Raw genomic sequence first — 23,214 nt, forward strand, 5'->3', positions numbered from 1 at the left:
AATGAATATTTCAGACTTCGACTTCGCACTTCCCGAAGCGCTCATCGCCCAACATCCGCCCGAAATACGCGGCAGCAGCCGTCTGCTTGCCGCCCTGCCCGACACGCCGCTTGCCGACAGAAACTTTGCCGATATTACCGACTATATCGCCGCCGGCGACGTTTTGGTATTCAACAACACCAAAGTCATGAAAGCGCGGCTGTTCGGGCAAAAGGCCAGCGGCGGCAAAATCGAAGCCTTAATCGAACGCGTTTTGGACAACCATACCGCACTGGCACATATCCGTTCTTCCAAATCACCCAAGCCCGGCACCGAACTGATTTTTGAAAATGCCCTCCGCGCAGTGATGACAGAGCGCGCCGGCGAGCTCTTCTGTTTGCGTTTTGAAGGCACGCAAACCGTATACGAACTTTTGGAACAATACGGCAAACTGCCCCTGCCGCCCTATATCGAACGCGCCGCCGACGGCAGCGACGACAGCCGCTACCAAACCGTTTACGCTAAGCATCAGGGCGCAGTCGCCGCGCCCACTGCAGGCCTGCACTTTACCGATGAGTTGCTGACGGCATTGCGTGCCAAAGGCGTACAGACAGCAGAAGTTACCCTGCACGTCGGAGCCGGCACTTTCCAACCCGTGCGCGTTGAAAACATTGCCGAACACAAAATGCACAGCGAATGGTTCGACATTCCCTCCGAAACCGTTGCCGCCATACAAGCCGCCCAAGCACGCGGCAGCAAAATCTGGGCAGTCGGCACCACCTCCATGCGCGCACTCGAATCCGCCGCCCAAACAGGCAGCCTGAAAGCAGGACAGGGCGACACCGATATTTTCATCACCCCGGGCTACCGTTTCAAAGTCATCGACCGCCTGATTACCAACTTCCACCTGCCGAAATCCACCCTGCTGATGCTGGTCAGCGCATTTTCCGGCATGGAACACATCCGCAACGTCTACCGCCACGCCATCGAACAGCAATACCGTTTTTTCAGCTACGGCGATGCCATGATTTTGGGAAGAAAAGAAACAGAATAAACTTTCGGGGTTTGATGAGACAGAGCAACAAAGCGCGGCAAGGCTGTATCATGCCGTGAACATTACCCTAAATATAGTCGAATAAAATAAGAATGAGACAAGGCAGCGAAGCCGCAGACAGTACACATAGTACGGCAAGGCAAAGCAACGCTGTATCATTCTTATTTTAAATGACTATAGAACATTCGTCTCAAAACTCACTCCAAACAACCAAAGGCCGTCTGCAAAATCCCTATTTATCGGATTTTACAGACGGCCTTTCTTTCGTTTGACACACAAATCAAACGGCATCTGAGCAGACAAACACGATACCATCGAACCCGCTGTTTGCCCGACAGCAACCACCTATCCTGAGCAGCATGAATCCATACCCAAACTGATCTATCCTTTCCGCCCCATCTGCCGAAATTTGCGCCCATACCGTTTCCGAATATCCGCCCACAGCAAAAGGCCGTCTGCAAAATCCCTGTTTTATCGGATTTTACAGACGGCCTTTCTTTCGTTTGACACACAAATCAAACGCCATCTGAACAGACAAACACGACACCATCACGCCTGCTGTTTGCCCGACAACAATTACCTATCCTGAGCAGCATGAATCCATACCCAAACTGCTCTATCCTTTCCTCCCCATCTGCCGAAATTTGCGCCCATACCGTTTCCGAATATCCACCCCACAGCAAAAGGCCGTCTGCAAAACACCAAATCATTTTTGCGGCACAAAAAACCGCCGGTAATCCGCAGCCTTTGCAGCAGGGCGCAGCGGATCAGCCGTAGTGGAAACGGAACTCCTGCACCAAATCCGCGCTCAAACTTTTCGCCACCGGGCAGGTATATGCCGCCGCTTCCAAAACAGCGCGGCTTTTGCCGTCCAGAGCGGCACTCAGATAAAAATCCACCGCCACTTTCGCCACCCGGCGCGGATCGGCGGCCATCTCCTTCTCCACCTCCGCACGCGCCCCGGCCAAATCCAAGCCCATACTTTCGGCCTTGATGCCCATAATCGTCAGCGCACACGCCGCCAGCGAAGACGCCAGCAAATCCGTCGGCGAAAACGCCTCACCCTTGCCGTTGTTATCCGTCGGCGCATCGGTAGAAATCGTGTCGCCGCTTTGCAGATGGGTTAAATCGTTATGGAGTTGTCCGGTGTAGCGGATGGTAGCGATGTGGGGCATGGGTTATTCCTTTTCCATTGTTGCAGCGAATCCTTCGGACTCTAATCTTTTGATCAATAAAGGAAGGGTGTTTGCCTGATGCCAAAACCATTCCGGAAAAATACTGGATATGCCGTGTAAGTGGATAGCGTTTGTCTTACATCGGAAAACTCAGGCCGCAGGCGGCGAAGCGGCCGTTTTCCGATACTGTCCGCGTGCGCAGAATTCAATGATTCCGTGGTCGCGTAAGATTTGCAACTGTTGGCGGATTTTGTCTTTTACATGGTGGTTGTTGGGAAAACGGCTCTGCAAGTGCGCTTCAAACGCATACATTTGTGCAAGGGTAAATTGCGGCGGCAAAATGTCAATGCATTTCATGACAGCCAGCAACCATCCTTTCGCTTCGTTTCGTTGTGTGCGGAGAAACAGCGTCTCCCGCCATTGCCGCAATACTTGCTCCTGACTGACTGCTCCGTTTTCATCAAGTAAAACAATCTGTCCGTGCTTCGGTAAAGTACGCAGATTGATGGAACACATAATATAATCAGGCCGCCCTTTCAGCCCTTTGTTGCGCGGGACAATCATGTCTGCCGTCATAAAATGTTTGGGCACCAACACCAGCCGGTTAACCGTATACTGTTGTGCATTGTACGACAAAAAGAAAAAATTGGGATTACTGTCCGAGCGGATGCGTTCAAGCATGGTGTGGTACGCACCGTCGGCAATGCTGTTGCCGATACGTCTGCTTTTGCTTTTCAACTCATACTGCTCGCCGCAAACGGAGCAAAAAAAGTCTGCCACCGGCTGATTGTTAGCAAATCTGCCAATCGGCCTGCTTCCGCAGCTCGGGCAATATCCGTTTTCCTGCATCCATGTTTCCGTCAGTACCCGCATTTTCTGTGATTGGCTCCAGTATGCCTGCACCAGTTCAAGTTTAAAATCCAATTGCATAAATTCCCCAAGCCGCTTTCCGTAACAACACCAAAAATGCATGAAAAGGCCGTCTGCAAAAATCACTTGTAAAAAACTGCACGTTTTCAGACGGCATTGCAGCATTCACAATACTTCCAATTTCGCAAACTTGGTATCCAACTCCTTCACGCCCTCCTTGCCGAAGTTAATCGTCAGCCGTGCCGATTCGCCTTTGTCTACCGCATCGATGATAACGCCGGTGCCGAATTTGGGGTGGCGCACGTTTTGGCCGATTTTGAAGCCGCCGTAGGTTTTTGCTGCTTGGTAGGTTTCGGCGGCGCGGATGTCGCTGCGAGGTTTGGGCGTGTCGAAAGCGGCGAACGCCGTTTTTTTCGGCGATAGGTAGTGCAGTACTTCGGGCGGGATTTCTTCGACGAAGCGGGATACGATGCCGAATTGGGTTTGGCCGTGCAACATGCGCTGTTGCGCCATGGTGATGTAGAGGCGTTTGCGGGCGCGGGTGATGGCGACGTACATCAGGCGGCGTTCTTCTTCGAGGCCGCCGCGCTCGGCGAGGCTCATTTCGCTGGGGAAGCGGCCTTCTTCCATGCCGGTGAGGAAAACGGCATTAAATTCCAAGCCTTTGGAGGCGTGGACGGTCATGAGCTGCACGGCATCTTCGCCTTGTCCGGCTTGGTTTTCGCCGGATTCCAGCGCGGCGTTGCTGAGGAAGGCCAGCAGCGGGAAGGCGGGGTCGGCGGCGGTGTTTTCGGGCAGGATTTCAAAGTTGCTCTCTTCGGGTTTGAACTCGATGGCGGCGTTGACCAGCTCGTCGAGGTTGTCGAGGCGGTCTTGGTGGTCGCCTTTTTGGGTTTGGTAGTATTCGGTCAGGCCGCTGTCTTTGAGGATACCTGCAAGGATTTCAGGCAGACTGAGTTGGCCGACTTGGTTGCGGAAACTTTCAATCAGGCGCACAAAGGCGGCGGTTTTGGCGGCTTTCGCACCTGCATTGCAGGCGGCCTGCCAGAGTGAGATGCCTTGTTCGGCGGAGGCCGTCTGAAGATTTTCGATGGTGCGTGCGCCGATGCCGCGCGGGGGCATATTGATGACGCGCAAGAGGGCGTTGTCGTCGTCGGGGTTGACGGCGAGGCGCAGATACGCCAGCGCGTGCTTGATTTCCTGCCGTTCGTAAAAGCGCAGGCCGCCGTAGATTTTATACGGCACGCCGGCGCGGAACAGGGCTTGTTCGATGACGCGCGATTGGGCGTTGCTGCGGTAGAGTACGGCCATTTCGGAAAGCGGCCAGCCTTCGCGGTGCAGCGATTGGGCTTCTTCGGTGGTGAATTGGGCTTCTTCGAAATCGGTGGGAGCGGAGAGGTAGCGGATTTTTTCGCCGGCTTCGGCATCGGTGCGCAGGTTTTTGCCCAAGCGTTCGTCGTTGTTTTCAATCACGGCGTTGGCGGCGGCGAGGATGTTGCCGACGGAGCGGTAGTTTTGTTCGAGCTTGATTGGTGCGCCGATTTGAAATTCGTGCATCAGTGCGGTCATGTTGCCGACATTCGCGCCGCGGAAGCGGTAGATGCTTTGGTCGTCGTCGCCCACGGCAAACACCGCCGCCGAACTGCCCGCCATCAGTTTCAGCCAAGCGTATTGCAATTTGTTTGTATCTTGAAATTCGTCTACCAGAATATGGTTGAAGCGGTTTTGGTAGTGTTGGCGCAGGATGTCGTTGCGTTGCAGTATTTCGTAGCTGCGCAGCATCAGCTCGGCGAAATCGGCCACGCCTTCGCGCTGGCAGATTTTGTCGTATTCGGCGTAGCACTCGATCATGCGGCGGGTGTGCGGGTCTGGGGCATCCAGATGCTCCGCGCGCAGGCCGCTTTCTTTTTGCGCGTTGATAAAGCCTTGCAATGTGCGCGGGGCGATGATTTCTTCGGCGATATTCAGCGATTTGAGCAGGCGTTTGATGAGCGAAAGCTGGTCGCCGGAATCGAGAATTTGAAACGATGCGGGCAGATTTGCCTCGCGGTAGTGCAGGCGCAGAAAGCGGTGGCAGAGGCCGTGGAAAGTACCCAGCCACATGGCGCGCACGTTTACCGGAATCATTGCGCCCAGCCGGGTCTGCATTTCTTTGGCGGCTTTGTTGGTAAACGTCACCGCCATGATGCTGTGTACACTGGCTTGGTGCGTTTGCAGCAGCCATGCGATGCGGGTGGTCAGTACGCGGGTTTTGCCGCTGCCCGCGCCCGCCAGCACCAGCGCGGACTGCGGCGGCCAAGTGACGGCGGCGAGTTGTTCGGGGTTCAAACCCTGTAAAAGCGGGACGGAAGGTTCGGGAGCGTTGGGAAACATGGTGAGGCCGTCTGTAAATTTCTGAATGCGTTATTGTAAAGGAAAACAGTGTGCCATGCTGTTTGAAAACCGTTCGGATTCGGGCGGTTTCCGAAAAAAGGGAAGCGGCAAATCAGCAGCGTTACTCTGTTTTCTTCCGTTTCCGTGCCTTGGGGTGGGCATCGTCGTATACTCTTGCCAAGTGGTCGAAATCCAATTTGGTATAAATTTGTGTGGTTGAAAGATTGCTGTGTCCCAACAGCTCCTGAACCGCCCGAATATCGCGCGAGGCTTGGAGCAAGTGGCTGGCATAACTGTGGCGGAGCATATGCGGAGAAATATGCTGGCCGTTGCCTTGGGCAGCCGCCCATGTCTGCAAGCGTTTTTGGATTTGCCGCTGCCCGAGCCGTCCGCCTTTTTGGTTGGTAAACAATGCCGTTTCCCCTTCAACCGCCGCACGGTGCGGCAGATAGGCGCGAATGGCTTCGATACTTTTGCCGACCAGCGGTACTTGCCGCTGTTTGTTGCCTTTTCCCGTTACCGTTACCCAACCTTCTTCCAGCAAAACATCATTCAAATTCAACGCAACCACTTCACTCAAGCGCAATCCGCTGCCGTAAAACAACTCAAAAACGGCATAATCGCGCAACGCCAGCGGCTCGTTTTCGCTGCCTTGGTCGAGCATATGATTCAACTGTTCCTGCTGCAATGCTTTCGGCAGCCGCTCTCCGGCTTTCGGCGCTTTCAGATTCACTGTCGGGTCGGCACTCATCGCCCCCTGCCTGACCAACCAAGCGCAATATTGCCGCCAAACCGATAATTTTCGCGCCAAACTGCGTTCATGCAGCCCTTGTTGCGACAATTTTTTCAATGCCGCCACAAAATCACCGCGCCCCAAATCCGCACTATCTCCATTGGATTTTATCTCAAGCATACGGTTCAACTGCGCCAAATCGCGCCCGTATGCCGCAACGGTATGTGCCGATTTGCCCTGTTGCTGCAAAACCAGCAGATACGCCTGCTGGCGTTCGGTAAACTCCGGTAACTTCATTTTTCAGACGGCCTCCAACACATTTTTTAATTTTTCGGGCAGACGGCAGACTTTTTGCGCGGCATAATCGAAACACACCATGCCGGTTTGCACTCGGGCAATGCTCATGCCGTCTGCAAAACGGGTAATGTGGTACAGCAATGTAAAACCGCCCCTGCCGATTTCCGCCGCACCCATTTCCACACGCAAGCGGTCGCCATAATGCCCCTGCGCCAGATATTGCACCGCCGCATCCGCCATAATCAGCCCCGCGCCGCCCGCATCCAACTCGCTCCACCCCGCCGCCGCCAGCCAGCGCAAACGGGTTTCGTGACAAAGGCGCAGCACGGCATCATTACTCAAATGGTTGCCGTAATTCAAATCGCCGACCTGCACGGCAATATCGGCGGAGAACAATACTTTTTCAGGCAAAGAAACGGTAATACGCGGCACAGCCACTCCCCATGTTTCCAAACAGTTGATATAGTTTTCCATTATAGCCTACCCGTTCATTTCGCGCCGTCCGCATTACCTCGCCGGCTGCCAAATCTGCCCTTTTTCATTTTCCACACCGCTTTTCCGTCATTTTGCAGACGGCCTAAAATTCATTTCAAAAGAACATTATTAACATATAAAATGAATGTAGGGTGATGTAGTTTTTTCGCCCGAAAACCATTATAATTTGCGGCAGCATTGATTCAATATCCACCCTCAAGGAGATTTTTATGGCTCTCGTATCCATGCGCCAATTACTCGACCATGCCGCAGAAAACAGCTACGGCCTGCCCGCGTTTAATGTCAACAACCTCGAACAGATGCGTGCGATTATGGAAGCGGCCGACCAAGTCAACGCGCCGGTCATCGTACAGGCCAGCGCAGGTGCGCGCAAATATGCCGGTGCGCCGTTTTTACGCCATCTGATTTTGGCGGCAGTCGAAGAATTTCCGCACATTCCCGTCGTGATGCACCAAGACCACGGCGCATCGCCCGACGTGTGCCAACGCTCGATCCAACTCGGCTTTTCGTCCGTGATGATGGACGGCTCGCTGATGGCCGACGGCAAAACGCCTTCCAGCTACGAATATAATGTCGACGTTACCCGCACCGTGGTGAATTTCTCACACGCATGCGGCGTTTCCGTCGAAGGCGAAATCGGCGTTTTGGGCAACTTGGAAACCGGTGAGGCAGGCGAGGAAGACGGCGTGGGCGCGGTCGGCAAACTGAGCCACGACCAAATGCTGACCAGCGTGGAAGATGCCGTACGCTTCGTGAAAGACACCGGCGTGGACGCACTGGCGATTGCGGTGGGCACCTCCCACGGCGCATACAAATTCACCCGTCCGCCCACAGGCGACGTATTGCGTATCGACCGCATCAAGGAAATCCACGAGGCACTGCCGAACACACACATCGTGATGCACGGCTCCAGCTCCGTACCGCAAGAATGGCTGAAAGTGATTAACGAATACGGCGGCAACATCGGCGAAACCTACGGCGTACCGGTAGAAGAAATCGTCGAAGGCATCAAATACGGCGTACGCAAAGTCAACATCGACACCGATTTGCGTCTGGCCTCTACCGGTGCAATCCGCAAATTCATGGCGGAAAACCCGGCCGAATTCGACCCGCGCAAATATTTGGCGAAAAGCGTCGAAGCCATGAAACAAATCTGTCTCGACCGCTATCTGGCATTCGGCTGCGAAGGCCAAGCCTCGAAAATCAAACCGGTATCACTGGAAAAAATGGCGGACAAATACGCCAAAGGCGAATTGGATCAAATCGTAAAATAATCTGACCGAATACCGAAATCAAACAGGCCGTCTGTAAATTCTTTGATAATCAGGGAATTTTGCAGACGGCTTGTTTCTTGGCAAATGATATAGTCGAATAAAATGAGAATGAGACAAGGCAGCGAAGCCGCAGACAGTACACATAGTACGACAAGGCAAAGCAACGCCGTATCATTCTTATTTTAAATGACTATAAAACAAGACCAAGCGGCAATGCTGTAAACCATACAGATGGTGCAACAACACGCAACAATATCGTATCAATCCAACGAACAACCATATGTGCAGCCGTTATGATTTGCCGCCCTATTTGGAAACGGTAAGCGGTATTTTGCAGACGGCCTGAGTCGGTTGGAATCGTTTTTTGTATTCAGGCGGATGGGCTGCCTGCTATGGATATTTTTACCGCAAACAGGTGTAAAAGGCCGTCTGCATTTTCGACATGGTTGTTTCAGCCCTATCGCTTCGTCAGATGTTCATGGCGGCAAACCGCAGGCAGCGCGGGGAATACAGCTATGCTTTATTGCCCTTGCGAAACGGCTGTAAAAGCAATAGGTTGAGCCCTTTGCAAAATTCATTGCAAGAGCTTATAGCGGCGGCTTATACCCCCGCCCGTTTGCTTGGGCTTTTTTAAAGGGGTAACTTTTGCAAGGTATTCAATTTTCGGGGGTGTAAAACCCGCCCCTACCATCGGTTTTGGTTTGTTTCCTGTTTTTTTGCAAAGGTCTCAGGGTGTGATTTTCTATAGTCGAATAAAATAAGAATGAGACAAGGAAGCGAAGCCGCAGACAGTACACATAGTACGGCAAGGCAAAGCAACGCTGTATCATTCTTATTTTAAATGACTATAAGGATTGATTGTTTGAGGGACTCTTGGTGCTGTCTATACGTTGCGGCTTTGGGATTGTGGTCTGAGGTTGTATTTTTTCGAGTTGTGTTTTTCAATCAAACGTAAAAAAGCCTGCTTTGCAGCAGGCTTTTTTTCAGACTATCCGTAACGGATTAGAATTTGTGGCGCAGGCCAACCAAACCGGCAACGGTTTGTACTTTGTGAGGACCGTCTTCAGCAGAACGCAACCAGCCGGCAGATACCAAAGCAGTAGTGCGTTTAGAGAAGTCGTAGTCAGCACCCAAGATTACTTGGTCGTATTGAGTGCCTTTTACGTTTTCGCCGTCAACTTTGGCTTTGAAACCGTGTGCGTAAGAGATACGCGGAGTTACGTTGCCGTAACGGTAAGCGGCAGTAGCAGCCACTTCAACGGTTTGTACGCCTTTGCCGTCTTTAGCAGTGCCGTCTTTTGCTGTTTTGTTTGAACCGAATACTGCGTGGCTTACGCTGTCAGCGTTTTTAGGAGTTACCGCACCGTTAGCCAAAGTTTCTGCGTATTCGCCGTAAGTTTGCCAGTTTTTGGTGTATTGACCGGAAACAGCTACCAACAGGTTGTTGGCATCGTAACCTGCAGTCAGGCGGTGTACTTGACCGTCTTTCAGGTTGTCGTTGGTGTTTTTACGGTAACCACCGGCGTATTGGCCGAAGAAACCTGAGTTTTCGTAGTTCAAACCGGCGAAGTATGCTTCACGGCTCGGAGTTTTGTGGGTGTGTTTGTCATCAGGGTTTTGGTTGTCACGCGGTGCGTATTGTACGCTGGCGCTGAAGCCTTCAAATACAGGTGAGTCGTAGCGTACAGATACTTCACGGTCAGATACGCGTTTGAAAGTACCCAAGTGCAGGGCGTTGTTGTTGCCTTCCCACGAATCAATCGCATCGTCGCTGTCTTTTACAACAGTGTCCAGCTTACCGGCGCGGATTTTACCGAAGTTGCCTTCCAAGCCGATGAATGATTCACGAGTACCCCAGCCTTCGTCAGTACCGGCGATAGAAGCGCTTTGCTCCAATTGCCAAATGGCGTTCAGGTTGTTACCCAAGTGCTCGTGACCTTTGAAGCCGATGCGTGAACCGAAGTCGGCGATTTCAGTAGCAGTAGAAGATTTGCGGTTTGCGCGTTCCTTCACGTCTACAACAGTGTAAGTACCTACTTTAGTTTGAGATACTTCAACGCCTGCTTTTACTTGACCGTACAGGGTTACGTCAGCCATTGCTGCTACCGGCAGAGCGGCCAGAGTCAGGGCAATCAGTGATTTTTTCATTGCTGTAATCCTTTTCTTAAACTTGTGGAACAAGCCTCAACGTGTGCTTCGGCTTTGTTGTATTCACCGCTCTTTGTCTGCGGTTCATGCCGTCAATATAGTGGCTTTATTTTCAAAAAACAAATTTTCAAGGCTTTTTCTGTTCGGCGGTAAGAAAAACAGTTGTTTTTTTCCGACACTTTTACCGCAAAACCCTACTCTGCTCCGTATTCATCATTTCATACGAAATAATCAGTGTTGTTGCGGTTTAGCCAAAGGAAAGGCTTGTCCAAGCTGCCGAAGCGGTAAGTGTGCCGCCCTGTAGTGTTTTACTGCCTGCGGCTTTGTTACTTGGTTTCACTTCGTGTGTTTCAACGATAAAAGCCGTCTGCAAAATCGGATTTGCAGACGGCTTTCCGGCTATCCGCCGTCGGGCAGCTCCGCCGAGCCCATGCGCCGCAAGATGATGTTGGTTTTTCCCCTCAGGCGTTGGCTTTTGGGATTGTCGGCATAAAACAACGGCGCGGGAACGCGGGCGGCCAGCGCGGCGGCCTGCTGTTTGCTCAATTTCTCTGCGGATTTTTTGTAGAATTTCTGTGCGGCGGCTTCTGCTCCGAATACGCCGTAATCCCACTCGATGACGTTCAAATACAGCTCGAAAATACGGTCTTTGTCGGTAACCGCCTCCATCATTGCGGTAATGGCGGCTTCTTCTGCTTTGCGGATATAGCTGCGGCTGTCGTTCAAAAACAGGTTTTTGGCAAGCTGCTGGCTGATGGTTGAGCCGCCTGCTTTGACTTTGCCGCTTTTTTCGTTGCGCTTGATGGCGTTTTGTATGCCGTTCCAATCAAAACCGGAATGCTCGGCAAATTTGGCATCTTCGGAAGCAATCAGGGCTTTTTTGAGATTGGTTGAGATACTGCGGTAGTCCGTCCAGCGGTAGTCCAGCGTTATATCCCGCCCTTCTTCGGCAAACTGGCTCATTCGCATACTCATGAATGCCGTCTGGTGCGGAGCAACGGCGCGATAAGTAATGATGTTGCCGTACACATAGGCATTAAACAGGATAAAAGCAGCGATGGGGAGGGCAAGCAGCCATTTGAAAATACGCATGGCGGTCTTTCTGTATCTATATAATAGAATGGAATAAAACAGACGGCATACCGTAGCTTGTGGTGAAAAACGGCTTACAGGCTTTTCATGTATTCAAACACCGGCTTGATGTCCGGCTCAAACCCGCGCCACAGCGAATAGGAAAACGCCGCCTGCCCGACCAGCATACCTAAGCCGTCTGCAGTTTTCGCCGCACCTGAAGATCGGGCAAACTGTAAAAACGGTTCAGCATCTTTACCGTACACCATATCATAAGCCAAGCTGCATTGCGCGAACACTTCCGGCGCAACGGCCGGTATCTCGCCGCTCAAACCACCCGATGTTCCATTAATCACAATATCGAAATGCGCGGCAGGCAGCTCCGCCAGCGGCAAAGATTCGATTCCGAACCGCTCCGCCGCTTCCCGCGCTTTCTCATCAGTGCGGTTGGCGATGACAATGGAAGCGGGATTTTTCTCCAACAATACGGGAATCACACCGCGCACCGCACCACCCGCACCAATCAGCAGCACATTCTTACCGGCAACTTCCACACCCTGCGCGTGGATAATATCGTTGACCAAACCCACTCCGTCGCTGTTGTCGCCGCGGAATCTGCCGCCGCCCAAAGGAATAATGGTGTTGACCGCACCCGCCGCCAAAGCCCTGTCCGAATGCTCGTCCACAAAACGATACGCATCCAGTTTGAACGGAACGGTTACATTCGCTCCCAGCCCTCCGGCGGCAAAAAATGCCCGCGCCGCTTCATCAAAGCCGCCGATTTCGGCAAAAATACGCTCATATTCGATTTCAACATTTTCCTGTTCCGCAAATTTTTGATGAATCTGCGGCGATTTGCTGTGGGCGACAGGATTACCGAATACGGCATAACGCGGTTTCTGTTTCATGATTCCAAAATTCCGTGTTGGGCGAAAGATTCCATTATAACGGATTTTGATGATTTGTCCTTTGCTTTCAACCCAATAGCCAAAATGTAAAATTGTTGACAATCAAGTCTGCGGAAACTATATTTTCCGACTGACTTCCCGCGCATTTTCAGACGGCACCGCCGCGCAAAGCGTGATAGAATAACACTTTCCAGATTCCCTTTATCAGGAGCGACACCATGTCCATCAAAGACGTTGTAAAACTGATTGAAGAAAGCGAAGCCCGCTTTGTTGACTTGCGTTTTACCGACACAAAAGGCAAGCAGCACCACTTCACCATCCCCGCCCGCATCGTACTCGACGACCCCGAAGATTGGTTTGAAAACGGCCAAGCATTCGACGGCTCTTCAATGGGCGGCTGGAAAGGTGTACAGGCTTCCGACATGCAGTTGCGCCCCGATGCCTCTACCGCATTCATCGACCCGTTTTTCGACGACCCTACCGTTGTCATCACCTGCGATGTCATCGACCCTGCTGACGGCCAAGGCTACGACCGCGACCCGCGCTCCATTGCCAAACGTGCCGAAGCCTATTTGAAATCGTCAGGCATCGGCGACACCGCCTTCTTCGGCCCCGAGCCTGAATTTTTCGTGTTCGACGGCGTAGAATTTGAAACCGCCATGCACAAAACCCGCTACGAAATCACTTCCGAAAGCGGCGCGTGGTCAAGCGGCAAACACCTCGACGGTCAAAACACCGGCCACCGTCCGATGGTAAAAGGCGGCTATTCGCCCGTTGCACCGGTTGATTCGGGGCAAGATTTGCGCTCCGCCATGGTGAACATCTTGGAAGAAATCGGTATCGAAGTGGAAGTCCACCACGGCGAAGTCGGTACAGGCAGCCAAATGGAAATCGGTACCAAATTCGGTACGCTGGTCAAACGTGCCGACCAAACCCAAGACATGAAATACGTTATCCAAAACGTCGCCCACAACTTCGGCAAAACCGCCACTTTCATGCCGAAACCCATCATGGGCGATAACGGCAGCGGTATGCACGTCCATCAATCCATTTGGAAAGACGGTCAGAACCTCTTCGCCGGCGACGGCTATGCCGGCCTGAGCGATACCGCCCTTTACTACATCGGCGGCATCATCAAACACGCCAAAGCCCTGAACGCGATTACCAACCCTTCCACCAACTCTTACAAACGCCTCGTGCCGCACTTTGAAGCACCGGTAAAACTGGCTTACTCTGCCAAAAACCGTTCCGCCTCTATCCGCATTCCGTCGGTCAACAGCGTTAAAGCCCGACGCATCGAAGCGCGTTTCCCCGATCCTACCGCCAATCCGTATCTGGCCTTTGCCGCCCTGCTGATGGCCGGCTTGGACGGTATCCAAAACAAAATCCACCCGGGCGATCCGGCAACCAAAAACCTGTACGACCTGCCGCCGGAAGAAGACGCACTCGTACCGACCGTATGCGCCTCTTTGGAAGAAGCACTGGCAGCCCTGAAAGCCGACCACGAATTTCTGCTGCGCGGCGGCGTGTTCAGCAAAGACTGGATCGACAGCTACATCGCCTTCAAAGAAGAAGACGTGCGCCGAATCCGCATGGCTCCGCATCCGCTGGAATTTGAAATGTATTACAGCCTGTAAACCGACAGGTTTCATGCCGGTAAGCCGTCTGCAAAACCGCATCTGCCGGTTTTGCAGACGGCTTTTTCTTTGCCCGCCGCATTTTGCAGACGGCATAACACCCAACTAAAAAGAATTAAATGCCAATTTAAATAAAAAACTAAAATTTAAAATCTAAAAAATAAAATAAATAAAGTTTTTTGAAATAAAATTGCCAAACATCAGATAAAACACTTGTTCAATTTTTACAAAACCGTTAATCTGTTCACATATTCAGAATAAGGACAAGCCATGCAAAGCTACCAAACCGACGATATTAAAATCAAAGAAGTCAAAGAACTGCTGCCGCCGATTGCCCACCTGTACGAACTGCCGATTAGCGAAAAAGCGGCAGAGCTGGTTCACCAAACCCGCCACGAAATTGCCGATTTGGTACACGGCAAAGACAAACGCCTGCTGGTCGTTATCGGCCCCTGCTCGATTCACGATCCCGAAGCTGCCTTGGAATACGCACAACGCCTGCTGACCTTGAGAAAAAAATACGAAAAAGAGCTGCTCATCGTGATGCGTGTTTATTTTGAAAAACCGCGCACCACCGTCGGCTGGAAAGGATTGATTAACGATCCGCATTTGGACGGTTCTTTCGACATCAACTTCGGTCTGCGCCAAGCGCGCAAATTGCTGCTGACCCTGAACAACATGGGCATGCCCGCCTCCACCGAGTTTCTCGACATGATTACGCCCCAATATTATGCCGATCTGATTTCATGGGGCGCAATCGGCGCGCGCACCACCGAAAGCCAAGTCCACCGCGAACTGGCCAGCGGCTTGTCCTGCCCTGTCGGTTTCAAAAACGGTACCGACGGCAACCTGAAAATCGCCATTGACGCCATCGGCGCGGCCAGCCACCCCCACCACTTCCTCTCCGTCACCAAAAGCGGACATTCCGCCATCGTCCACACCAGCGGCAACCCCGACTGCCACGTTATCTTACGCGGCGGCAAAGAGCCGAATTACAGCGCGGAACACGTCCAATCTGCAGCCGAACAGCTTGCCAAAGCAGGCGTTACACCCAAGCTGATGGTCGATTGCAGCCACGCCAACAGCCGTAAAGACTACACGCGCCAGATGGAAGTTGCCGCCGACATTGCCGCCCAACTGCGTAACGGCGAAGACAACATCATGGGGGTCATGGTAGAAAGCCATCTGGTCGAAGGCCGCCAAGACAAGCCCGAAACCTACGGCCAAAGCATTACCGATGCCTGTATCGGCTGGGACACCACCGAAGAACTGCTCGCATTGCTTGCCGAAGCCAACCGCACGCGCGTATAACCTTCTTCAAGTACACAAAGGCCGTCTGCACATTGCCAAATATGCAATTTGCAGACGGCCTTTCGTTTCCCGACCATACCGCCCGAACCAATTCAAGCAATTCAAACAACAGCCTGAAAATGCAGACGACATTTTTTATCAAATAAAGTACAATATTGTATAGTCGAATAAAATAAGAATGAGACAAGGCAGCGAAGCCGCAGACAGTACACATAGTACGGCAAGGCAAAGCAACGCTGTATCATTCTTATTTTAAATGACTATACTTCAATACAAGCGCTTGGTAATCGTTTACCAAACATCATCTCAACCCCGCCATCACACAATTTACCGCATATGAAGACACCAGCCAGCCAGCCAGCCAGCCAGCCAGCCAGCCAGAATATGATATAACTTTTATCGTACCTGTCTATAACACGGCAGAATATTTATCACAATGCTTAAACAGCATCATCGCTCAAAACGTCCGCAAAGAAATCATCGCCGTTGACGACGGCTCTACCGACACCAGCGGTCAGATTCTGGCAGAGTTTGCCGCCAGCTATCCCTTTATCCGCATCTTAACGCAACAAAACCAAGGCGTTTCCGCCGCCCGCAATGCAGGCTTGCGCGCGGCAAAAGGGCGTTATGTACAGTTTGTCGATTCCGACGATTACCTGTTGGCCGGCTGCGCGTATCAAACCTATATCCAGCATATGCAGGAACACGGTGTCGCCATGCTGAAAGCCCCTGCCGTTTGGGAACAGTCCGAAATCGTTCCTGCACCCGTATTGGAAGACACCTCAAAAGCCTTTGTCGAAATCTACAAAGAAAAGCAAGGGCGCAGCCAGCAGCTTGAGATCGCCGGCTCGGAAAAATTTGTTGAAGCCCTTGCCAAAGAGCGTTTTCTGGTCGAGCTTTGGGCGTATATTTTCGATATCGAATATCTGCGCCGCCAGCAACTTCATTTCGATGAAACCCTTACCCACGGCGAAGATTTATACTTTGTTGTCCAAGCCTTAACTGCCGCACCATGCAAAATCATGGAAAGCAGCGAGATTGTCTATTACTACCGCTACCGTCAAAACAGCGCCATGAACAAAGCAAACGATGCCGGCGCCGTTGCAGGTTTCATCAAAACTAAAAACGCCATGCTCCGCTATATCCTCCATGCAGACTTAACGCCGCAAATGCGGATCAATACATTGATATTGGGATTTTGCTGCCTGAACAATATTACCGGAAAATATTTCACCCTCGACCCGAACGCCAAGCAATCGCTCAACGATCACTTTACGCTTGATTTATACGGCCTGTTTGAGTTTTTCAACGCATTATGCGCACAAAAAAGAGGTACAGCCGCACCGAGTTGGGCACCGCTGCGCCAAGTATTCCGTCAAACATTCTAAGCCGAAACAGCAACCGCTAAAAAAGGCCGTCTGCAAAATCCGCCTTTCATACAGGCAATTTGCAGACGGCCTTTTTTGGTTTAAAAGATTGTTTTATAGTCGAATAAAATAAGAATGAGACAAGGCAGCGAAGCCGCAGACAGTACACATAGTACGGCAAGGCAAAGCAACGCCGTATCATTCTTATTTTAAATGACTATACCTTGAAAAATCAGCGGTTGGAACCTTTAACCATATCCATCAGAAACAAACGGCAATCCAAATTACCGTTGTACAGCGGAATTTTACGCTTGGGCGACAGGCGCAGATATTTCGGCATTTCACGATCGCCGGTAAACATACCCACCAGCCAGCCGGCATAGTGCTGCTTCAACCACGAGCCAAGCTGCGGATACAGCGCCTGCAACGCCTGAACTTCTGCCAAGCGCACACCGTAAGGCGGATTGGAAATCATCACGCCGCCTTCCCCATTTGGCCGCACATCTTGAGCGTCTGCCATCTGCCAGCGGATAATGTCGTCCACTTCGGCAGCTTCGGCATTTGCCTGCGCCGCGCGTATCATTTGGCGGTCGTTGTCGCTGCCGGAGATGGGCACCGGCGCGGTACGGATTTGTTCGCGCGCCTGTTGGCGGATGGCCACCCACGCTGCCTTATCGAAGTTCTGCAATTTTTCAAACCCGAAACGGCGCATCAGCCCGGGCGCGCGGCGGGTAGCAATCCAAGCCGCTTCCACCGCCAGCGTACCGCTGCCGCAAAACGGGTCTTGAAACGGCTGTGAGCCGTCGTATCCCGCCAGCAGCAGCAAGCCCGCCGCCAGATTTTCGCGCAACGGTGCTTCGCCGGTATCTTGGCGGTATCCGCGCTTAAACAGGGCTTCCCCCGAAGTGTCGATAAAAATCTGCACATCGCGCTCGCCGATAAAAGCGTGTACGCGCACATCGGGGCGGATTTTGCCGACACTCGGCCGCGCATCATAAATATCGCGGAACGCATCGCACACGGCATCTTTGATTTTCAGTCCGATAAAATCCAGACTTTTCACATTGGCGCGTTTGCCTTCCACCTTGACCTTAAACGTCTGCTCCAGCGTAAACCAGTTGAACCAATTAATGCTTTTCGCCAATTTGTAAATATCGTTTTCATTGCGGTAGCCGCCTTTGCCCAAGCGCAGCAGAACGCGGCTGGCCGTGCGCGAATGAAGGTTGATGCGGTACACCTGCTCCATCGTTCCCCTGCAGGAGACACCGCCGTCCACCGCCCGAATATCGGTGCAGTCAAGCCCGGAGAGTTCTTCGGACAACGGTGCTTCCAAACCGCGCGGACAAGTAATAAATAAACTGTATTGGGTCATGTTTCGTGACTTTCCGGATAAAGGCAGGCTTACCCTGCAAGCGGACTGTCCGAACGCAGCATACGCTTTTTTGCAGACGGCATTTCAAGCCCAAAGGCCGTCTGCAAATCGGATATGCGGCCGGACAAAAATATAGTCATTTAAAATAAGAATGATACAGCGTTGCTTTGCCTTGCCGTACTATGTGTACTGTCTGCGGCTTCGCTGCCTTGTCTCATTCTTATTTTATTCGACTATAAAAAACCAAGCAAACCGCAATGTCTGATGGTGAACCACGGCAAACGGCCGCGGAGCATACTATTCGGATAAAAGGCGTGCTTTAAACATCGCGTCTTTCATCTGGCGGACGGCTTCGGGCAAGCCCAAAAATACCGCTTGGGAAATCAGCGAATGGCCGATGTTCAATTCCTTAATGGCAGGAATTTTGGCAATCGGCGCAACATTGTGTATCGTCAGACCGTGCCCCGCGTTGACCACCAAGCCCAAGCCGTCTGCAAAATCCGCACCCTCTTCAATCCGGCGCAACTGCCGCGCGCGCTCTTCGTGGTTCGGCGCATCGGCATACGCGCCGGTATGCAGCTCAATCACCGGCGCACCGACTTCTTTTGCCGCGCGGATTTGCGCTTCATCGGCATCGATAAACAAAGACACCCGAATCCCGGCGCGGGTAAGGGTTTGCGTAAATTCGGCAATTTTCTCCTGCTGCGCCAATACGTCCAAACCGCCTTCCGTGGTAACTTCCTGACGTTTTTCCGGCACAATGCAGACATCTTGCGGCTGCACGGCAAGCGCGTTGTCCAGCATTTCTTCTGTTAATGCCATTTCCAGATTCAAACGTGTGCGGATCGCGTTTTTCACCGCAAACACATCGGCATCTTTGATGTGGCGGCGGTCTTCGCGCAAATGCAGGGTAATCAGATCCGCACCGTGGGTTTCCGCAATCAGCGCGGCCTCAACCGGGCTGGGATAAGTGGTTCCGCGTGCATTACGCAGGGTGGCGACATGGTCGATATTGACACCTAACAGCATGGCTTGTCCTTTCCATAAAATCCAATGCCCGTATTGTGGCACAAAAGCCGTCTGCAAATACAGCCGTTTCCGCCAATATAGTCGAATAAAATATAGTCGAATAAAATAAGAATGAGACAAGGCAGCGAAGCCGCAGACAGTACACATAGTACGGCAAGGCAAAGCAACGATGTATCATTCTTATTTTAAATGACTATAAAAATGATACAAGGCAGCAAAGCCGCAGACAGTACAAATAGTACGGCAAGGCGAAGCAACGCTGTATCATTTTTATTTTAAATGACTATAAAACACCAAACAGCCAAACAAACACCGCCCACGCTACATTTCCTGCGGATCGACATCGACACTCCAGCGGATATGACGGTCGCTGTCCTGCTTCAAAACCTGAAGCCACAAATCCAACGCATAATGCAGGTTTTTCCGCGAAGAAGATTCCAAGAAAATTTGGGCGCGTTCCCGCTCGGCAAGGCGCACCATCAGCATGGGCGCGGCACCAAACTGGGTAACGCCTTCGGGCAGCAGCGGCTCGACAAGGGCTTTGATACCGTTCAGAAAATCCATGGCCTGAGCCACATTCGGCGCATCGGCGCGAATGGCGGTCTGAAAGCCGAACGGCGGCATGTCGAACAATTTGCGTTCTGCCAGCTCCCTGTCGGCAAACAGGCGGTAGTCCTGCATCTTCACCGCTGAAAATACGGGGTGTTCGGGAAGCTGGGTCTGAATCAGCACCCTGCCGGCTTTATCGGCACGCCCCGCCCTGCCCGATACCTGCATCAGCTCGGCAAACAGGCGTTCCGGCGCGCGGAAGTCAGAACTGTACAAACTGCCGTCTGCATTTAACACCACCACCAGATTCAGGCGCGCGAAATCATGCCCTTTGGCAATCATCTGCGTACCGACCAATATATCCACGCCGCCTTCGCGGATACGGCGGTACAGCTCCGCCCAATCGTCTTTGTGGGCGGTACTGTCCCTGTCCACGCGCACCACTGCCGCCTGCGGCAACAGGTTTCTCAACATTTCTTCGACACGCTGCGTACCCTGCCCGACGGCGGTCAAATCCTGATTGCCGCAATCGGGACATTTATACGGCACGGGTTCGCGGTGGTCGCAATGGTGGCAGCGTAATTGGCGCACGCGGCGGTGCAACACCATTTTGGCAGAGCAGTTCGGGCAGCCGAAAGTATATCCGCAATCTCCGCAAAACAGCGCGGGCGAAAAACCGCGCCGGTTCAGATACACCAAGGTCATGCCGCCGTTGCGGTAGTTTTCCTGAATCAGCGACAATGCCTGCGGCGAAAAACCGTTGTCCAATTGCAGACGGCCTACATTCAGAATATCCACCTGCGGCAGCTTGGCGGCGGTGTGGGCGCGCTGCGGCAACTCCAGTAAACGGTATGCGCCGTTCTGCGCCTTGTGCCAGCTTTCCAAACTCGGCGTAGCGCTGCCCAAAACAATCGGGCAGGCTGCCTGCTTCGCCCGCCAAACAGCCAAATCCCGCGCATGATAACGCAATTCGTTGTCCTGCTTGAACGAAGAATCGTGTTCCTCGTCTACCACAACCAGCCCGACATCGGGCAGCGGCGCAAATACGGACAAGCGCGTGCCGATAATCAGCTTCGCCTGCCCCAACATGGCGCGCAAATAATCCTGCGTGCGCCGGCCGGCCGCGGTCTGGCTGTGCAGCACGGCAGTCGGCACATCGGCAAACCGCGCTTCCACGCGTTTGAGCAGTTGCGGCGTCAGATTGATTTCGGGCAGCAAAAACAAGACCTGCCGGCCTGCTGCCAAAACCTTTGCCATCACATCAAAATAAACTTCGGTTTTGCCGCTGCCGGTTACGCCGTACAGCAAAAACGGTTGGAAACGCCCGAATGCCGTCTGTATTTCGGCCGATGCGTTTTGTTGCGCTTCGTTCAGGCAATATGCAGACGGCCTGAGCAAGGGTTTGGCCGCCGATTGGGCGGTTATCCACCCCTGCTGCGCCCATTCTTCCAACAGTTTTCCCGCTTGGCTGTTAATCTGTTTCAGCGCGGGCAGCGGCAGGCCGTCCGTATCGGCCAACGCCTGCCACAACGCGGATTTTTTATGGAAACGTGCGGGCGGCGGCGTTTGCATTCTGCCCGTTTCGCTCAAACCGTAAAACAGCGGCGGCTCGGGCAGCACAACAGGCTTGGCGTCTTTCAAGCCCTGCGGCAGCGCGGCGGCAACCGCCTGCCCGAGCGGATAATGATAATAACGCGCCGCAAAAGCCATCAGCTTGCGCCAAGCCTCCGGCAACGGCGGTTCGGCGGTAAAGGCCGTCTGTATTTTTCGGATTTTCGCCGTATCGATGTCGGGCGTTACGCCGGTCGCCCAAACGATGCCTGTCTGCGGTTTGCCGCGAAACGGTACGACCACGCGCACGCCTTCGGCCAACGCCGTGTCGTGTGCGTAGGTCAAGATACCGTCCGAAAGCGGTACGTTCAAAGCGATATGGTGGTAAATCATAAAATACGGCCAATGTTCTGAGGGGAAACGTCAATCATGCCCATGATACGGCAACGCGTGCCGATAAGGTATGGTTGCTCCGCGTGAGTGTGGAACGGCATTGCCGCGCTTTGCGGTACGGTTTGTGCCGTCTGCGGTTTGCCGCCCTGCCCCGGTATTCGTGGAAATTGTTCTATATTTTTCCGCGCTCCGGCTGGTTTCGGCAATATCGTCATTAAACTCTGCATGATACGGTGTTGCCGCACTTGGTTCAAAGGTGGAGTCACTATAGTCATTTAAAATAAGAATGATACAGCGTTGCTTTGCCTTGCCGTACTATGTGTACTGTCTGCGGCTTCGCTGCCTTGTCTCATTCTTATTTTATTCGACTATAAAATGCCGAAGCAGCACACCCGCAGCCCGTACGCCCGCACCGTCTTCGGCTTTGCTGCTTTGTTTCATGCGGCGGTTCGACAATGCGATACACGCGCCTCAAATACACATTTCAAAACACAAACCCCAAAACACTCATTCCAATATTTCAGGCCGTCTGAAAACAGGCTGGCGGAACCGGCGGTTTCCTTGCAACCTTTTTCAGACGGCCTGAACGGTAAAATCTGCCGATATTGCCTAGCGCGGCGGTTGCCCATCTCAAGCAAATCATGCCTGATAATCGGCCATTCCGGTGCGGCACCGGCAGACTGTTCGGACGGCAAGTGTCTTACCTGCTGTCGGCTTATTGGTTTTTCTCGATGATTTCCTGCAACATCGGCATCGGGCTGTAACCGCTTTGGGTACGTCCGTTCGGGAACACCAGCGTCGGCGTGCCGTTGAAGCCCAGCTGCTCGCCCAAAGAAGTGGTTTCCGCTACCGGATTTTCGCAATTTGCTTCGCCTTGCGGCATTTTGCCGCCTCGCATCCAGTCGGTCCATGCTTTGGTCGGATCAGGCTGACACCAAATGATTTCCGCTTTGCGCGCCGCATCGGGGTGCAGGCTGGCAATCGGCATCATGAAGGTATAGATGGTTACGTCGGTCATCTTGGCAAATTCAGCCTCCAAACGGCGGCAGAACGGGCAATCGGGGTCGGAGAACACGGCGATTTTCAAGTTGCCGTTGCCACGCACTTCTTTAATGGCCTTATCCAGCGGCAGGCTGGAAAAATCGATTTTGTTCAATTCGGCAGCACGCTCGTCGGTCAGGCTTTTTTGGCTGTTGATGTCGATTAAGTCGCCCACCAGCATATAATTGCCCGCCGCATCGGTATAGACAATCTGTTTGCCGCTCACCACCACTTCATACAGTCCGCCAACCGGCGTTTCGCCTACGCTGATGACTTTCAAACCCTGACTTTCATAGGTTTTTTCCAGCTTGGCTTTCAGCGATTCGGCGACGCTTTTGTCGGCTGCCTTGCCCGAAACGGCGGCGGTTTGCGCGGCGGGGGCGGCAGCCGGCTTGCCTTCATTGCCGCAGGCGGCCAGCGGCAGCAGAAGCAGGGAGAGTGCGGTGCGTGTAAGGATTTTATTCATGTTTGGTTGCGTATATTCTTGAAAAGCAGTCATTGTATCAAAATTTACTTTTAAAATGGCATAAATGCGGCGTTTTGCAGACGGCCTGACTGTGCAGGATAACGGCACAGGCTTTACCTGC

The 23,214-nt window shown here is 52.7% G+C and carries 19 protein-coding genes; 6 read left to right on the plus strand and 13 right to left on the minus strand.

The genetic code is table 11. From position 1 onward, the window contains the following. Nucleotide 1: 1 nt before the first annotated feature. Nucleotides 2-1,033, plus strand: coding sequence for a tRNA preQ1(34) S-adenosylmethionine ribosyltransferase-isomerase QueA (gene queA / locus EL111_RS09435; protein WP_123795045.1), 1,032 nt, complete (start codon nucleotides 2-4; stop codon nucleotides 1,031-1,033). Between the two features lie 594 nt (nucleotides 1,034-1,627). After that, the gene (locus EL111_RS09440) at nucleotides 1,628-1,810 is read left to right on the plus strand and encodes a hypothetical protein (RefSeq protein WP_123795046.1); all 183 of its coding nucleotides are present in this window, start codon (nucleotides 1,628-1,630) and stop codon (nucleotides 1,808-1,810) included. On the opposite strand, the gene EL111_RS09445 is transcribed toward EL111_RS09440, so the two are convergent. The 5 genes from EL111_RS09445 to EL111_RS09465 all read right to left on the minus strand — a co-directional run bounded on the left by EL111_RS09445 (nucleotide 1,801) and on the right by EL111_RS09465 (nucleotide 6,913). Beyond that, nucleotides 1,801-2,208, minus strand: a complete 408-nt coding sequence (locus EL111_RS09445; RefSeq protein WP_123795047.1) for an OsmC family protein — start codon at nucleotides 2,206-2,208, stop codon at nucleotides 1,801-1,803. The genes EL111_RS09440 and EL111_RS09445 overlap by 10 nt on opposite strands. A 150-nt stretch (nucleotides 2,209-2,358) precedes the next feature. Then, entirely contained in the window at nucleotides 2,359-3,138 is a 780-nt protein-coding gene (locus EL111_RS09450; RefSeq protein WP_123795048.1) for a DpnI domain-containing protein, read from the minus strand. Between the two features lie 105 nt (nucleotides 3,139-3,243). After that, a complete protein-coding gene (locus EL111_RS09455; RefSeq protein WP_123795049.1) occupies nucleotides 3,244-5,451 on the minus strand; it encodes a UvrD-helicase domain-containing protein in 2,208 nt (735 codons plus the stop codon). A 121-nt stretch (nucleotides 5,452-5,572) separates the two neighbouring features. Then, nucleotides 5,573-6,481, minus strand: coding sequence for a tyrosine recombinase XerC (gene xerC, locus EL111_RS09460; protein ID WP_123795050.1), 909 nt, complete (start codon nucleotides 6,479-6,481; stop codon nucleotides 5,573-5,575). A gap of 3 nt (nucleotides 6,482-6,484) precedes the next feature. Then, nucleotides 6,485-6,913: an acyl-CoA thioesterase gene (locus EL111_RS09465; protein ID WP_123795153.1), complete on the minus strand. Its 429-nt coding sequence runs from the start codon at nucleotides 6,911-6,913 to the stop codon at nucleotides 6,485-6,487. Between the two features lie 272 nt (nucleotides 6,914-7,185). On the opposite strand from EL111_RS09465, the gene fba reads away from it, so the two are divergent. Beyond that, complete coding sequence (gene fba / locus EL111_RS09470; RefSeq protein WP_123795051.1) at nucleotides 7,186-8,250, plus strand: class II fructose-bisphosphate aldolase; 1,065 nt, start codon at nucleotides 7,186-7,188, stop codon at nucleotides 8,248-8,250. 1,002 nt (nucleotides 8,251-9,252) lie between these two features. On the opposite strand, the gene porB is transcribed toward fba, so the two are convergent. The 3 genes from porB to aroE all read right to left on the minus strand — a co-directional run bounded on the left by porB (nucleotide 9,253) and on the right by aroE (nucleotide 12,377). Then, nucleotides 9,253-10,398: a trimeric porin PorB gene (gene porB / locus EL111_RS09475; protein WP_123795052.1), complete on the minus strand. Its 1,146-nt coding sequence runs from the start codon at nucleotides 10,396-10,398 to the stop codon at nucleotides 9,253-9,255. A gap of 399 nt (nucleotides 10,399-10,797) precedes the next feature. Then, nucleotides 10,798-11,490 carry a monofunctional biosynthetic peptidoglycan transglycosylase gene (gene mtgA, locus EL111_RS09480; RefSeq protein WP_123795053.1) on the minus strand — a complete coding sequence of 231 codons (693 nt, stop codon included), beginning with the start codon at nucleotides 11,488-11,490 and terminating at the stop codon, nucleotides 10,798-10,800. A 74-nt stretch (nucleotides 11,491-11,564) separates the two neighbouring features. Further along, nucleotides 11,565-12,377, minus strand: coding sequence for a shikimate dehydrogenase (gene aroE, locus EL111_RS09485; RefSeq protein WP_123795054.1), 813 nt, complete (start codon nucleotides 12,375-12,377; stop codon nucleotides 11,565-11,567). A 218-nt stretch (nucleotides 12,378-12,595) separates the two neighbouring features. On the opposite strand from aroE, the gene glnA reads away from it, so the two are divergent. The 3 genes from glnA (at nucleotide 12,596) to EL111_RS09500 (ending at nucleotide 16,713) form a co-directional block, all read left to right on the plus strand. Then, nucleotides 12,596-14,014: a type I glutamate--ammonia ligase gene (gene glnA, locus EL111_RS09490; protein WP_123795055.1), complete on the plus strand. Its 1,419-nt coding sequence runs from the start codon at nucleotides 12,596-12,598 to the stop codon at nucleotides 14,012-14,014. 270 nt (nucleotides 14,015-14,284) lie between these two features. Next, the gene (aroG, locus tag EL111_RS09495; protein ID WP_123795056.1) at nucleotides 14,285-15,325 is read left to right on the plus strand and encodes a 3-deoxy-7-phosphoheptulonate synthase AroG; all 1,041 of its coding nucleotides are present in this window, start codon (nucleotides 14,285-14,287) and stop codon (nucleotides 15,323-15,325) included. Nucleotides 15,326-15,723: 398 nt separating this feature from the next. Beyond that, nucleotides 15,724-16,713 (plus strand): glycosyltransferase, encoded by a 990-nt coding sequence (locus tag EL111_RS09500; protein WP_231998447.1) that lies wholly within the window; start codon nucleotides 15,724-15,726, stop codon nucleotides 16,711-16,713. A 211-nt stretch (nucleotides 16,714-16,924) separates the two neighbouring features. On the opposite strand, the gene EL111_RS09505 is transcribed toward EL111_RS09500, so the two are convergent. The 5 genes from EL111_RS09505 to EL111_RS09525 form a co-directional block, all read right to left on the minus strand. Continuing rightward, complete coding sequence (locus EL111_RS09505) at nucleotides 16,925-18,064, minus strand: THUMP domain-containing class I SAM-dependent RNA methyltransferase (protein ID WP_123795057.1); 1,140 nt, start codon at nucleotides 18,062-18,064, stop codon at nucleotides 16,925-16,927. A gap of 297 nt (nucleotides 18,065-18,361) precedes the next feature. Next, the gene (pdxJ, locus tag EL111_RS09510) at nucleotides 18,362-19,093 is read right to left on the minus strand and encodes a pyridoxine 5'-phosphate synthase (RefSeq protein WP_123795058.1); all 732 of its coding nucleotides are present in this window, start codon (nucleotides 19,091-19,093) and stop codon (nucleotides 18,362-18,364) included. 321 nt (nucleotides 19,094-19,414) lie between these two features. After that, entirely contained in the window at nucleotides 19,415-21,586 is a 2,172-nt protein-coding gene (locus EL111_RS09515; protein WP_123795059.1) for a primosomal protein N', read from the minus strand. A 437-nt stretch (nucleotides 21,587-22,023) separates the two neighbouring features. Continuing rightward, nucleotides 22,024-22,281, minus strand: coding sequence for a hypothetical protein (locus EL111_RS09520; RefSeq protein ID WP_123795060.1), 258 nt, complete (start codon nucleotides 22,279-22,281; stop codon nucleotides 22,024-22,026). Between the two features lie 20 nt (nucleotides 22,282-22,301). Next, nucleotides 22,302-23,093 (minus strand): DsbC family protein, encoded by a 792-nt coding sequence (locus EL111_RS09525; protein WP_123795061.1) that lies wholly within the window; start codon nucleotides 23,091-23,093, stop codon nucleotides 22,302-22,304. Between the last annotated feature and the right edge of the window lie 121 nt (nucleotides 23,094-23,214).

This window comes from Neisseria animalis, from assembly GCF_900636515.1.
GTDB lineage: Bacteria > Pseudomonadota > Gammaproteobacteria > Burkholderiales > Neisseriaceae > Neisseria > Neisseria animalis.

Bases quoted from the DNA above. Each gene is read 5' to 3' on its own strand.
- EL111_RS09455 (WP_123795049.1), bottom strand. From the start codon at position 5,451: ATGTTTCCCAACGCTCCCGAACCTTCCGTCCCGCTTTTACAGGGTTTG.
- EL111_RS09440 (WP_123795046.1), top strand. From the start codon at position 1,628: ATGAATCCATACCCAAACTGCTCTATCCTTTCCTCCCCATCTGCCGAA.
- EL111_RS09525 (WP_123795061.1), bottom strand. From the start codon at position 23,093: ATGAATAAAATCCTTACACGCACCGCACTCTCCCTGCTTCTGCTGCCG.
- EL111_RS09505 (WP_123795057.1), bottom strand. From the start codon at position 18,064: ATGACCCAATACAGTTTATTTATTACTTGTCCGCGCGGTTTGGAAGCA.
- EL111_RS09515 (WP_123795059.1), bottom strand. From the start codon at position 21,586: ATGATTTACCACCATATCGCTTTGAACGTACCGCTTTCGGACGGTATC.
- aroE (WP_123795054.1), bottom strand. From the start codon at position 12,377: ATGAAACAGAAACCGCGTTATGCCGTATTCGGTAATCCTGTCGCCCAC.
- aroG (WP_123795056.1), top strand. From the start codon at position 14,285: ATGCAAAGCTACCAAACCGACGATATTAAAATCAAAGAAGTCAAAGAA.
- queA (WP_123795045.1), top strand. From the start codon at position 2: ATGAATATTTCAGACTTCGACTTCGCACTTCCCGAAGCGCTCATCGCC.
- pdxJ (WP_123795058.1), bottom strand. From the start codon at position 19,093: ATGCTGTTAGGTGTCAATATCGACCATGTCGCCACCCTGCGTAATGCA.
- EL111_RS09445 (WP_123795047.1), bottom strand. From the start codon at position 2,208: ATGCCCCACATCGCTACCATCCGCTACACCGGACAACTCCATAACGAT.
- glnA (WP_123795055.1), top strand. From the start codon at position 12,596: ATGTCCATCAAAGACGTTGTAAAACTGATTGAAGAAAGCGAAGCCCGC.
- xerC (WP_123795050.1), bottom strand. From the start codon at position 6,481: ATGAAGTTACCGGAGTTTACCGAACGCCAGCAGGCGTATCTGCTGGTT.
- EL111_RS09450 (WP_123795048.1), bottom strand. From the start codon at position 3,138: ATGCAATTGGATTTTAAACTTGAACTGGTGCAGGCATACTGGAGCCAA.
- mtgA (WP_123795053.1), bottom strand. From the start codon at position 11,490: ATGCGTATTTTCAAATGGCTGCTTGCCCTCCCCATCGCTGCTTTTATC.
- porB (WP_123795052.1), bottom strand. From the start codon at position 10,398: ATGAAAAAATCACTGATTGCCCTGACTCTGGCCGCTCTGCCGGTAGCA.
- fba (WP_123795051.1), top strand. From the start codon at position 7,186: ATGGCTCTCGTATCCATGCGCCAATTACTCGACCATGCCGCAGAAAAC.